This is a genomic window from Streptomyces griseochromogenes (assembly GCF_001542625.1).
Lineage (GTDB): Bacteria > Actinomycetota > Actinomycetes > Streptomycetales > Streptomycetaceae > Streptomyces > Streptomyces griseochromogenes.
Window position 1 is genome coordinate 2,147,210 of the sequence record NZ_CP016279.1, and the last position, 13,361, is coordinate 2,160,570.

Consider the following 13,361-nt stretch of genomic DNA (forward strand, 5'->3'; position numbering starts at 1 on the left):
GGGTGACGCGGCAGGGCACGGCAGTAGCGGTCTACCCCTTCGGGAGGGACACAGTGGAGTCTGGCGCAGCGACGCGGGGCACGAAGACGCGCGCGAAGGGCGGACCGTCCCGCGGCAGGAGCGGGACCACCGCCGTGGACACGGCTGCCCTGGACCGGCTGTTGGCGGCCCTCGTGGCGATGCGCGACGGCAACTTCCGCAAGCGGCTCACGGTTTCCGGCGACGGCGTGATGTCCGAGATCGCGGCGGTTTTCAATGAAGTGGCCGACCGCAATCTGCATCTGACCGGTGAACTGTCACGGGTGCGGCGCATGGTGGGGCGTGAGGGAAAACTCACGGAACGGCTGGAGGCGGGCGCCTGCGAGGGCTCCTGGGCGGCCGCCATCGACAACTCCAACGCGCTGGTCGACGATCTCGTATGGCCCGTTTCCGAGGTCAGCCGGGTGCTGACGGCGGTGGCCGAGGGTGATCTGTCGCCGCGGATGGATTTGCGAACGCAGGCGCCGGACGGCACCGGGCACCCGCTGCGGGGCGAGTTCCTGAAAGTGGGCCGTACCGTCAACAATCTGGTCGACCAGCTCTCGACGTTCACCGACGAGGTCACGCGCGTGGCCAGCGAGGTCGGCACCGAGGGCAAGCTCGGCGGGCAGGCCCGGGTGCGGGGGCTCTCGGGTTCGTGGAAGGACTTGACGGACTCCGTCAACACGATGGCTTCCCGGCTGACGGCTCAGGTGCGGGACATCGCGCTGGTGACCACCGCCGTGGCCAAGGGTGACCTGTCACGGAAGGTCACCGTGCATGTCGCCGGTGAGATGCTCGAACTGAAGAACACCGTCAACACGATGGTGGACCAGCTCTCGGCGTTCTCCTCGGAGGTGACGCGGGTCGCGCGCGAGGTCGGCACCGACGGCATCCTCGGCGGACAGGCGCACGTTCCGGGTGTGGACGGCACCTGGAAGGAACTCACCGACTCCGTGAATCTGATGGCCGGAAATCTGACGGCTCAGGTGCGGGGCATCGCCCAGGTCACCACGGCCGTGGCCAACGGTGACCTCTCGCAGAAGGTGACGGTGCCGGCGCGTGGCGAGGTGGCGCAGCTGGCCGACACGATCAACCAGATGACCGAGACGCTGCGGATCTTCGCGGACGAGGTCACGCGTGTGGCCAACGAGGTCGGTGCCGAAGGCAGGCTGGGCGGTCAGGCGACCGTGCCCGGTGTCGCCGGGACCTGGAAGGACCTCACCGACTCCGTCAACACGGTGTTCCGGAACCTCACCACGCAGGTGCGGGACATCGCCGCGGTGACGACCGCCGTGGCCAGTGGTGACCTGTCGCAGAAGGTCACCGTGGACGTGGCCGGCGAGATGCTGGAGCTGAAGAACACCGTCAACGGCATGGTGGACCAGCTGTCGGCGTTCGGCGCCGAGGTGACCCGGGTCGCGCGGGAGATCGGCGTCGAGGGCGAGCTGGGCGGCCAGGCGGAGGTGACGGGAGCGGCCGGTACCTGGAAGGACCTGACGGACTCCGTCAACACCGCGTTCCGCAACCTGACCGGTCAGGTGCGCAACATCGCCCAGGTGACCACGGCGGTGGCGAACGGCGACCTCTCCCAGAAGGTCACCGTCGACGTCTCCGGTGAGATGCTCCAGCTGAAGAACACCGTGAACACGATGGTGGACCAGCTGTCGAGCTTCGCCGACCAGGTCACGCGGATGGCCCGGGACGTGGGTACGGAGGGCCGCCTGGGCGGCCAGGCCCGCGTGGACGGGGTGTCGGGCACATGGAAGGAGTTGACGGACTCCGTCAACTTCATGGCCGGCAACCTCACCTCCCAGGTGCGGCAGATCGCTCAGGTGACGACGGCCGTCGCGCGCGGTGATCTCTCGCAGAAGATCGACGTCGACGCGCGCGGGGAGATCCTGGAGCTCAAGAACACCATCAACACGATGGTCGACCAGCTCTCGGCCTTCGCCGACCAGGTGACCCGGGTGGCCCGGGACGTGGGTACGGAGGGCCGCCTCGGCGGTCAGGCGCAGGTGCCGGGCGTGGCCGGTGTGTGGCGGGATCTCACCGACTCCGTGAACGGCATGGCCGGCAACCTCACCGCGCAGGTGCGCAACATCGCCCAGGTGGCCACCGCCGTGGCCCGCGGTGACCTCTCCCAGAAGATCACCGTGGACGCGCGCGGGGAGATCCTGGAGCTGAAGAACACCCTCAACACGATGGTCGACCAGCTGTCGTCCTTCGCCCAGGAGGTCACCCGGGTGGCCCGTGAGGTGGGCACCGAGGGCATGCTGGGCGGCCAGGCCGAGGTCCAGGGCGTCTCCGGCACCTGGAAGGACCTCACGCAGTCCGTGAACTTCATGGCGAACAACCTGACCATCCAGGTCCGCAACATCGCCGAGGTCACGACCGCGGTCGCCAAGGGCGACCTGTCCAAGAAGATCACCGTTGACGCGAAGGGCGAGATCCTCGAGCTCGTCACGACGGTCAACACCATGGTCGATCAGCTGTCCAGCTTCGCCGAGCAGGTGACCCGGGTGGCCCGTGAGGTGGGCACCGAGGGCATCCTGGGCGGCCAGGCGCACGTACCGGGTGTCACGGGCATCTGGAAGGACCTGAGCAACAACGTCAACCTGATGGCCAACAACCTGACCATGCAGGTGCGGAACATCTCCCAGGTGGCGGCGGCGGTCGCCAACGGTGACCTGACGCGGCAGGTGACCATCGAGGCGCGCGGCGAGGTCGCGCAGCTCGCCGACACCATCAACACCATGGTCAAGACGCTGAGTTCGTTCGCCGACCAGGTCACCAAGGTGGCCCGTGAGGTGGGCACGGACGGCATCCTGGGCGGCCAGGCGCACGTACCCGGTGTGGCTGGCACCTGGAAGGACCTCACCGAGTCCGTGAACCAGATGGCGTCCAACCTGACCGGCCAGGTGCGCAACATCGCCATGGTGACCACGGCCATCGCCAAGGGCGACTTGACGAAGAAGATCGACATTGACGCCCGGGGTGAGATCCTTGAGCTGAAGACGACGATCAACACGATGGTTGACCAGCTGTCCAGCTTCGCCGAGGAGGTCACCCGGGTCGCCCGCGAGGTGGGCACCGAGGGACAACTCGGCGGCCAGGCACGCGTGCGGGACGTCGACGGCACCTGGCGGGACCTGACCGAGTCGGTGAACGAGATGGCCGGGAACCTGACCCGGCAGGTGCGCGCCATCGCGCGCGTGGCGACCGCGGTGACCCGCGGCGACCTGAACCTGAAGATCGACGTCGACGCGTCCGGCGAGATCCAGGAACTGCAGGACTACATCAACAAGATGATCGCCAACCTGCGCGACACCACGATCGCCAACAAGGAGCAGGACTGGCTCAAGGGCAACCTCGCCCGGATCTCCGCGCTGATGCAGGGCCGCCGGGACCTGGAGGACGTCGCCTCGCTGATCATGAGCGAGCTGACGCCGGTGGTCTCCGCGCAGCACGGCGCGTTCTTCGTGGCGATGCCCCTCATGGAGGGCCAGGACCTCGGCGGCGCCGCCGAGGACCAGTACGAACTGCACATGCTCGGCTCGTACGGCTACTCGATGGGGTCCATGCCGACGTCGTTCCGGCCCGGTGAGGCGCTGATCGGCACGGCCGCCCAGGAGAAGCGCACGATCCTGGTGGAGAACGCGCCCAGCGGCTATCTGAAGATCTCCTCCGGGCTGGGCGAGGCCCCGCCGGCGCAGGTGATCGTGCTGCCGGTGCTCTTCGAGGGCAAGGTGCTCGGGGTGATCGAGCTGGCGTCCTTCACGCCGTTCACGCAGATCCAGAAGGACTTCCTCAACCAGATCGCCGAGATGATCGCGACCAGCGTCAACACCATCTCGGTCAACACCAAGACCGAGCAGCTGCTGAAGCAGTCGCAGGAGCTGACCGAGCAACTGCGCGAACGGTCGGCCGAGTTGGAGAACCGGCAGAAGGCGCTGCAGGCCTCCAACGCCGAACTGGAGGAGAAGGCCGAGCTGCTGGCCCGGCAGAACCGCGACATCGAGGTGAAGAACACCGAGATCGAGGAGGCCCGGCAGGTCCTGGAAGAGCGTGCCGAGCAGCTCGCGGTGTCGATGCGCTACAAGAGCGAGTTCCTCGCCAACATGTCGCACGAGCTGCGCACGCCGCTCAACTCCCTGCTGATCCTGGCCAAGCTGCTCGCCGACAACGCCGAGGGCAACCTCTCCCCGAAGCAGGTCGAGTTCGCCGAGACCATCCACGGCGCGGGATCCGACCTGCTCCAGCTGATCAACGACATCCTCGACCTGTCGAAGGTCGAGGCGGGCAAGATGGACGTCTCCCCGACGCGCATCGCGCTCGTCCAGCTCGTGGACTACGTGGAGGCGACCTTCCGGCCGCTGACCGCGGAGAAGGGCCTGGATCTGTCCGTGCGGGTCTCCCCGGAGCTGCCCGCGACCCTGCACACCGACGAGCAGCGGCTGCTGCAGGTGCTGCGGAACCTGCTGTCCAACGCGGTGAAGTTCACCGACTCGGGGTCCGTGGAGCTGGTGATCCGGCCCGCCGGCGCGGATGTTCCGCAGAAGATCCGGGAGCAGCTGCTGGAGGCCGGCGCGCTCACCGATCCGCACGCCGACCTGATCGCGTTCTCGGTGACCGACACCGGCATCGGCATCGCGGCGAGCAAGATGCGGGTGATCTTCGAAGCGTTCAAGCAGGCGGACGGCACGACCAGCCGCAAGTACGGCGGCACCGGCCTCGGCCTGTCGATCTCGCGGGAGATCGCGCAGCTGCTCGGCGGTGAGATCCACGCGCAGAGCGAACCGGGCCGCGGCTCCACGTTCACGCTGTACCTGCCGCTGCACCCGAGCGAGCTCCCGCCGCAGGGCTACCAGCAGTCCGTGGCCCCCCTGGAGGCCGTCGATCTGGTCGCCTCCGAGGCCCACCTGTCCTCGGAGCTGTCCGCCGTGGAGATCGTGACGCCGGCCGAGGTCAAGTCGTACCAGGAGACGCAGAACGGCGCGGCCGCGCTCTTCAGGCGTCGCCGCCGCAGCCTGCCGCCGCCCGAGCAGTGGACGACCCTCGCGGAGCAGGAGAGCGGCCCTCAGCAGGCCCGCCCGGTGCGGTTCGGCGGCGAGAAGGTGCTGATCGTCGACGACGACATCCGCAATGTGTTCGCGCTCACCAGCGTCCTGGAACAGCACGGCCTGTCGGTGCTGTACGCCGAGAACGGCCGCGAGGGCATCGAGGTGCTGGAGCAGCACGACGACGTGGCGGTCGTGCTGATGGACATCATGATGCCCGAGATGGACGGGTATGCGACGACCACGGCGATCCGTCGGATGCCGCAGTTCGCCGGGTTGCCGATCATCGCGCTGACCGCGAAGGCGATGAAGGGCGACCGGGAGAAGGCGATCGAGTCGGGCGCCTCCGACTATGTGACGAAGCCGGTCGACCCCGACCATCTGCTGGCGGTCATGCGGCAGTGGATGCGTGAGGAGTGACGCGAGGGCCGGGGCGCGATGTGAACGGCACGGGAACCTCGGGTGTGCGCTTGGAGTTGTTGTACCGAGGAGACCGAGCAGGTGTGGGAATCCCGAATTCCGGGAACCTTCCCGTCTCCTGCGCCGTTTCCCTTACGTGCACAGTGACATCGCGGTGACAGGGTGTGGCGACAGGCGGGGTGCGGCTACGATGACCGGCACAAGGACGGGCGGCGAAAGGGAGTCGTCCCCTGGGGCGGCGCCCGGTGTACCGCCGGGGCGAGGAGGGCGGGCCATGGTGCAGAAGGCCAAGATCCTCCTGGTCGATGACCGGCCGGAGAATCTGCTGGCGCTGGAGGCCATCCTCTCTGCGCTCGATCAGACGCTGGTGCGGGCATCGTCCGGGGAGGAAGCGCTCAAGGCACTGCTCACGGACGATTTCGCGGTCATTCTGCTGGATGTCCAGATGCCGGGCATGGACGGATTCGAGACCGCCGCGCACATCAAGCGGCGTGAGCGGACCCGGGACATCCCGATCATCTTCCTCACCGCGATCAATCACGGCCCCCACCACACATTCCGGGGCTACGCGGCGGGTGCGGTCGACTACATCTCCAAGCCGTTCGACCCGTGGGTGCTGCGCGCCAAGGTCTCCGTGTTCGTCGAGCTGTACATGAAGAACTGCCAGCTGCGGGAGCAGGCGGCGCTGCTGCGACTCCAGTTGGAGGGCGGCGGCAAGGGCACGGTCGGCGGCAAGGAGTCCGCCGGGCTGCTCGCCGAGCTGTCCGCGCGGCTCGCGGCCGTGGAGGAGCAGGCCGAGGCGCTGTCCAAGCAGCTGGACGACGAGTCGGCGGACGCGGCCGCGGTGGCCACGGCCGCCCATCTCGAGCGCAAACTCACCGGGTTGCGCCGTGCGCTCGACGCCCTGGAGCCGGGCGCGGGCACCGGCAGCGCATCGGTGCCGTCGCAGAACTGACGTCCGCGGGGAGCGCAGTTGCCCATGAGCGTGCGTCAGTTCCCCGCCCCGGCGGGGGCGACACGTACGGGTGAAGCAGTGGGCACGCGTGTCCGCTGTCGTCTCCCCCGGTAACCTCACCTCCATGGCCTCACGTCCCTCCGCCGCCAAGAAGCAGCCCGCGAAGAAGGCGGCCGCTCCGGCGAAGGCTGCGGCGGGGAAGGCGGTCGCGAAGAAGAAGCCGGCCAAGAAGGCGCCCGCCAAGAAGGCCCCGGCGAAGAAGGCCGCCCCGCCGCCCAAGCCGGCACCCAACCCCACCGGGGGCGTCTACCGGTTGGTGCGCGCACTCTGGCTCGGTCTCGCGCACGCGGTCGGTGCCGTCTTCCGGGGCATAGGGCGGGGCGCCAAGAACCTCGACCCGGCCCACCGCAAGGACGGCATCGCGCTGCTGCTGTTCGCCATCGCGCTGATCGTGGCCGCCGGCACCTGGGCCGATCTGCGCGGCCCCGTCGGCGACCTGGTGGAGATCCTGGTCACCGGCGCCTTCGGACGGCTCGACCTGCTGGTGCCGATACTGCTCGCGGTGATCGCCGTACGGTTCATCCGGCACCCGGAGAAGCCGGATGCCAACGGCCGGATCGTGATCGGCCTGTCCGCGCTCGTCATCGGCGTGCTCGGGCAGGTCCACATCGCCTGCGGCTCACCCGCCCGCAGCGACGGCATGCAGGGCATCAGGGACGCCGGCGGCCTCATCGGCTGGTCGGCGGCGACCCCGCTGACGCGTGCCATGACCGAGGCGCTCGCCGTGCCGATGCTGGTGCTGCTGACGATCTTCGGCCTGCTCGTGGTGACCGCGACCCCGGTCAACGCGATTCCGCAGCGGCTGCGCGCGCTCGGTGTGCGCCTGGGCGTGGTGCACGATCGCGAGGCGGAGGAACGCACCGAGGACGACGAGCGCTACGACGAGCAGTGGCGCGAGGCACTGCCCCCGCGCCCCCGCAAGCGCCGGAGCGCCTCCCCGGCGTACGACCCCGGGGACGCCGAGGAGGAGGCCCTCTCGCAGCGCCGCGGCCGCCCCAGGCGCTCCGCGGTGCCACAGCCGGATCTGCAGCGGCAGATGGACGCCGTGGACGTCGCGGCGGCCGCCGCGGCCGCGCTCGACGGTGCCGTCCTGCACGGCATGCCGCCGTCCCCGCTCGTCGCCGACCTCACCCAGGGCGTGAGCGTGGGCGACCGCGAGGAGACCACGCCGGTACCCACGCCGTCGCCGGTTCCGGCCGCCCGTCCCCAGCAGGAGAAGCTGAAGGTCGAGAACGTCCCCGACCTCACGAAGGCCGCGCCGGACGCGCCCCGCGACCTGCCCGCGCGCGCGGAGCAGCTCCAGCTGTCCGGAGACATCACCTATGCGCTGCCGTCGCTGGACCTCCTCGCCCGCGGCGGCCCCGGAAAGGCGCGCAGCGCGGCCAACGACGCGGTCGTCGACTCCCTGCGCAACGTCTTCGGCGAGTTCAAGGTGGACGCCGACGTCACGGGCTTCACGCGCGGACCGACGGTCACCCGCTACGAGGTCACGCTCGGCCCGGCCGTGAAGGTCGAGCGGATCACCGCGCTGACCAAGAACATCGCGTACGCCGTCGCCAGCCCCGACGTCCGGATCATCAGCCCCATCCCCGGCAAGTCCGCGGTGGGCATCGAGATCCCGAACACCGACCGGGAGATGGTCAACCTCGGCGACGTGCTGCGCCTCGCGGACGCCTCCGAGGACGCCCATCCCATGCTGGTGGCGCTCGGCAAGGACGTCGAGGGCGGCTACGTCACGGCCAACCTCGCGAAGATGCCGCACATCCTCGTCGCCGGAGCCACCGGTTCCGGTAAGTCGTCGTGCATCAACTGCCTGATCACGTCGGTCATGGTCCGCGCGACCCCCGAAGACGTGCGGATGGTCCTGGTCGACCCCAAGCGCGTCGAGCTGACCGCCTACGAGGGCATCCCGCACCTGATCACGCCGATCATCACCAACCCCAAGCGGGCCGCCGAGGCGCTCCAGTGGGTCGTACGCGAGATGGACCTGCGCTACGACGACCTGGCCGCCTTCGGATACCGGCACATCGACGACTTCAACCAGGCCATCCGCGAGGGCAAGGTGAAGCTGCCGGAGGGCAGCGAGCGGGAACTCCAGCCGTATCCGTACCTGCTGGTGATCGTGGACGAGCTGGCCGACCTCATGATGGTCGCCCCGCGCGACGTCGAGGACGCGATCGTGCGCATCACCCAGCTCGCGCGCGCGGCCGGCATCCACCTGGTGCTGGCCACCCAACGCCCGTCGGTCGACGTGGTCACCGGCCTCATCAAGGCCAACGTGCCCTCCCGGCTGGCCTTCGCCACCTCCTCGCTCGCCGACTCCCGGGTCATCCTCGACCAGCCCGGCGCCGAGAAGCTGATCGGCAAGGGCGACGGTCTGTTCCTGCCGATGGGGGCCAACAAACCGACCCGCATGCAGGGCGCGTTCGTGACCGAGGAGGAGGTCGCGACGATCGTCCGGCACTGCAAGGAGCAGATGACGCCCGTCTTCCGAGACGACGTCACGGTGGGCAGCAAGCAGAAGAAGGAGATCGACGAGGACATCGGCGACGACCTCGATCTGCTGTGCCAGGCGGCCGAACTGGTGGTCTCCACGCAGTTCGGGTCGACGTCCATGCTCCAGCGCAAGCTGCGCGTCGGCTTCGCCAAGGCCGGGCGGCTCATGGACCTCATGGAGTCGCGGAACATCGTCGGGCCCAGCGAGGGTTCGAAGGCGCGTGACGTTCTTGTGAAACCTGACGAGCTGGACGGCGTACTCGCGCTGATCCGCGGGGAGTCTGGCGGGTAGGGCTGCGAGTTGCCCGGCGTGTCGTGCTTACGCCGGGTGGCGGCACGGCCGTGATCCACCCGTTAGAGAGCTGCGGGCAACCGTTTCCCTTTGCCGTACGTCAAGTTGAGCGAGAGGACAGATAAGGATCCCATCCTGGGGTACATGTCTGTCCCACCATCGGATTGTCCGGTCATTCCGATGGCGTACAAAGTCCTACCGCCCAGTCGCACCACCCTTTCGCACCCCCCTAGACTGAACCTCCAGCACAGGTGGCTTAAACGCTCGAAAGGCGCCCCCGTGTCCATCGGCAACTCCCCTGAAGACGAGCGTCCGTCCCAAGACGTGTCCGAGGAAGCCCGTCCCTCCGTGGGCCGCGCCCTGAAGCAGGCGCGGATCGCGGCCGGGCTCACCGTCGACGACGTCAGCAGCGCCACTCGTGTCCGTATCGCCATCGTGCACGCCATCGAGGCGGACGACTACGCCGTCTGCGGCGGTGATGTGTACGCCCGCGGACACATCCGCACGCTGGCCAGGGCTGTACACCTCGACCCCGCGCCGCTGATCGAGCAGTACGGGGCCGAGCACGGCGGGCGGCCCGCGCCCACCCCCGCCGCGCCCCTGTTCGAAGCGGAACGCATCCGTCCCGAGCGCCGCGGGCCCAACTGGACCGCGGCCATGGTCGCCGCGATCGTCGTCGTCATCGGATTCGTCGGGTTCACCGCGGTCAAGGGCGGCGACAGCGGGAACGACGCCAAGTCGCAGATCGCCGAGGGCGCCACCGCCACCCCCAGCAAGTCCGCCCCTGCCACGCCGAAGAAGGACAAGCCCGCCGCTCCGACGTCCGAGGCGTCCGACAGTGCCATCGCGGCCGCCCCGCAGGACAAGGTGACCGTCAAGGTCAGCGCCGCCAACGGACGCAGTTGGATCTCCGCCAAGGACCACAACGGCCGGATGCTCTTCGACGGACTGCTGAAGAAGGGCGAGTCCAAGACCTTCCAGGACAGCTCCAAGATCAACCTGATCCTCGGCGACGCCGGCGCGATCCAGCTGTACGTCAACGGCAAGAAGATCGAGGACAACTTCCAGAAGGGCGCGGTGGAGCGCCTCACGTACACGAAGGGTGACCCCGAGGCCGGATGAGCCGCCCTTGGGGGAGCTGATGTGAAGGGGTTGGCCAAGATCGGCCAACCCCTTCGACGTGGGGTGTCGGACAGACGAAGTAGTCTTGAGCCCATGCCTGAACGCCGTACCGTCGCACTTGTCACTCTCGGCTGCGCCCGTAACGAGGTGGACTCGGAGGAGCTCGCAGGCCGTTTGGAGGCGGACGGCTGGCAGCTCGTCGAGGACGCCGCGGACGCCGATGTCGCCGTGGTCAACACCTGTGGTTTCGTCGAAGCCGCCAAGAAGGACTCCGTCGACGCCCTCCTGGAGGCCAACGACCTCAAGGATCACGGCAGAACCCAGGCCGTCGTGGCGGTGGGCTGCATGGCCGAGCGGTACGGCAAGGAGCTGGCCGAGGCGCTGCCCGAGGCCGACGGCGTGCTCGGCTTCGACGATTACGCCGACATCTCCGACCGCCTGCAGACCATCCTGTCCGGCGGCATCCACGCCTCCCACACCCCGCGCGACCGCCGCAAGCTGCTGCCGATCAGTCCTGCCGAGCGCCAGGAGTCGGCCGCCGCCGTCGCGCTGCCCGGCCACGGCCCGGCCGACCTCCCGGAGGGGCTCGCGCCCGCCTCCGGCCCACGCGCGCCCCTGCGCCGCCGGCTGGACGGCTCCCCGGTCGCCTCGGTCAAGCTCGCCTCCGGCTGTGACCGGCGCTGCTCCTTCTGCGCCATCCCGTCGTTCCGCGGCTCCTTCATCTCGCGCCGCCCGAGCGACGTGCTGAACGAGACGCGATGGCTGGCCGAGGAGGGTGTGAAGGAGATCATGCTGGTCTCCGAGAACAACACCTCCTACGGCAAGGACCTGGGCGACATCCGCCTCCTCGAGTCACTGCTGCCGGAGCTGGCCGAGGTCGACGGCATCGAGCGCGTGCGCGTGAGCTACCTGCAGCCGGCCGAGATGCGCCCGGGCCTGATCGACGTGCTGACCTCCACCCCGAAGGTCGTCCCTTACTTCGACCTGTCCTTCCAGCACTCCGCGCCCGACGTGCTGCGTGCCATGCGCCGCTTCGGTGACACCGACCGCTTCCTGGAGCTGCTGGACACCATCCGCTCCAAGGCTCCCGAGGCCGGCGTGCGCTCCAACTTCATCGTCGGCTTCCCCGGCGAGAGCGAGTCGGACCTGGCCGAACTGGAGCGCTTCCTGAACGGAGCCCGTCTGGACGCCATCGGTGTCTTCGGCTACTCCGACGAGGAGGGCACGGAGGCGGCGACGTACGACAACAAGCTCGACGAGGACGTCGTCGCCGAGCGCCTCGCCCACATCTCCCGGCTCGCCGAGGAACTCGTTTCGCAACGCAGCGAGGAGCGCGTCGGCGAGACCGTGCGCGTCCTCGTGGAGTCCGTGGACGAGGAGGAAGGCGTGTACGGCCGCGCCGCGCACCAGGCGCCGGAGACGGACGGCCAGGTGCTGCTCACGAGCGGCGAAGGCCTGAGTGTCGGACGTATGGTCGAGGCGAAGGTGGTCGGCACGGAAGGTGTCGACCTGGTGGCCGAGCCGCTGACGGGCTCGTTCGGGTGTAGTGAGGAGGCGGGCAGATGACCGGAGTCCCGGCATCCGCCGCGGGCGGCTCCTCCGGCGCGCAGGGCGCTGGGTCCGCCGCCGCTGCCGACGGCGCTGCTTCCAAGGCCTCCGATGCTGCATCTGGTCCCGCTGCCGGCTCCGAGGAGAGCCTTCAGGAAGGTGCGAGGCCCGCGCGCGGCGGGAAGCTGGCGGCCGCGGCCGTCAACCAGGCCAGCGTGTGGAACGTCGCCAATCTGCTGACGATGCTCCGGCTGGTGCTCGTCCCCGGCTTCGTGGCCCTGATGCTGACGAACGGCGGCTACGACCCGGCCTGGCGCTCGCTGGCCTGGGCGGCGTTCGCAGTCGCCATGATCACCGACCTGTTCGACGGGCATCTGGCGCGCACCTACAACCTGGTCACCGACTTCGGGAAGATCGCCGATCCCATCGCCGACAAGGCGATCATGGGGGCGGCGCTCATCTGTCTGTCCGCCCTCGGTGATCTGCCGTGGTGGGTGACGGCCGTGATCCTCGGCCGGGAACTCGGCATCACGCTGCTGCGTTTTCTGGTCATTCGCTACGGCGTGATCCCGGCGAGCCGGGGCGGCAAGCTCAAGACACTCACCCAGGGCGTCGCGGTCGGGATGTACGTCCTGCCGCTGACGGGGTGGCTGGCCACCCTGAGGTTCTGGGTGATGGCCGCGGCGGTCGTCCTCACCGTCGTCACCGGCCTCGACTATGTGAGACAAGCCATTGTGCTGCGCCGGCAGGGAATCGCCGAGCGCGCGGCAGCGTTGGAGGAGAAGGAAGCGTGAGTTCGCCGGCCACCGAACTGGTGCGACTACTGACCGTGAGGGGCGAGACCCTCGCCGTCGCAGAGTCGCTGACCGGTGGTCTGGTGGCGGCGGAGATCACCGCCGTCCCCGGGGCGTCCAAGGTCTTCCGGGGATCGGTCACCGCCTACGCCACCGAGCTGAAGCACGAACTGCTGGGCGTCGACGCCACCCTGCTGGCTCAGCGTGGAGCCGTGGATCCGCAGGTCGCGGCCCAGATGGCGGCCGGGGTGCGCAAGACCCTGGGAGCCGACTGGGGCATCGCCACGACCGGAGTCGCCGGGCCCGAACCGCAGGACGGCCGGCCCGTCGGGACGGTCTTCGTCGCGGTGGACGGGCCGCTCACGGACGGCTCGGGTTCTGCCGGTGGCGGAAAAGTCGAGGCCCTGCGGTTGAACGGTGACCGTGCGGAAATTCGTATGGAGAGTGTACGGAGCGTACTCGCACTGCTCCTGAGGGAGCTTGCGGGCGAACAGACCGGGAATGAGCGGGCACAGGATACGGAACGGAACGGGGGGTTTTGATGTTTGCAGCCCTGAGTGAACACGACATCGCTCCCCGCACGGCCGCGGCGCAAG

The 13,361-nt window shown here is 69.0% G+C and carries 7 protein-coding genes; all 7 read left to right on the top strand.

Translation table 11 applies throughout. The features are described from left to right. The first annotated feature begins 53 nt into the window (after window positions 1-53). The 7 genes from AVL59_RS09800 to AVL59_RS09830 all read left to right on the top strand — a co-directional run bounded on the left by AVL59_RS09800 (window position 54) and on the right by AVL59_RS09830 (window position 13,307). The gene (locus AVL59_RS09800) at window positions 54-5,498 is read left to right on the top strand and encodes a HAMP domain-containing protein (RefSeq protein WP_099053035.1); all 5,445 of its coding nucleotides are present in this window, start codon (window positions 54-56) and stop codon (window positions 5,496-5,498) included. Window positions 5,499-5,772: 274 nt separating this feature from the next. Further along, window positions 5,773-6,453: a response regulator gene (locus AVL59_RS09805; RefSeq protein WP_067301648.1), complete on the top strand. Its 681-nt coding sequence runs from the start codon at window positions 5,773-5,775 to the stop codon at window positions 6,451-6,453. A gap of 124 nt (window positions 6,454-6,577) precedes the next feature. Then, window positions 6,578-9,301 carry a DNA translocase FtsK gene (locus tag AVL59_RS09810; RefSeq protein ID WP_208870340.1) on the top strand — a complete coding sequence of 908 codons (2,724 nt, stop codon included), beginning with the start codon at window positions 6,578-6,580 and terminating at the stop codon, window positions 9,299-9,301. A gap of 279 nt (window positions 9,302-9,580) precedes the next feature. Beyond that, window positions 9,581-10,423 carry a helix-turn-helix domain-containing protein gene (locus AVL59_RS09815; protein ID WP_067301653.1) on the top strand — a complete coding sequence of 281 codons (843 nt, stop codon included), beginning with the start codon at window positions 9,581-9,583 and terminating at the stop codon, window positions 10,421-10,423. Window positions 10,424-10,516: 93 nt separating this feature from the next. Continuing rightward, a complete protein-coding gene (gene rimO, locus AVL59_RS09820; RefSeq protein ID WP_079146604.1) occupies window positions 10,517-11,989 on the top strand; it encodes a 30S ribosomal protein S12 methylthiotransferase RimO in 1,473 nt (490 codons plus the stop codon). Further along, window positions 11,986-12,765, top strand: coding sequence for a CDP-diacylglycerol--glycerol-3-phosphate 3-phosphatidyltransferase (gene pgsA / locus AVL59_RS09825; protein WP_067301658.1), 780 nt, complete (start codon window positions 11,986-11,988; stop codon window positions 12,763-12,765). Before rimO ends, pgsA begins: the two co-directional genes overlap by 4 nt. After that, entirely contained in the window at window positions 12,762-13,307 is a 546-nt protein-coding gene (locus tag AVL59_RS09830) for a CinA family protein (protein ID WP_067301661.1), read from the top strand. Before pgsA ends, AVL59_RS09830 begins: the two co-directional genes overlap by 4 nt. Window positions 13,308-13,361 lie beyond the last annotated feature (54 nt).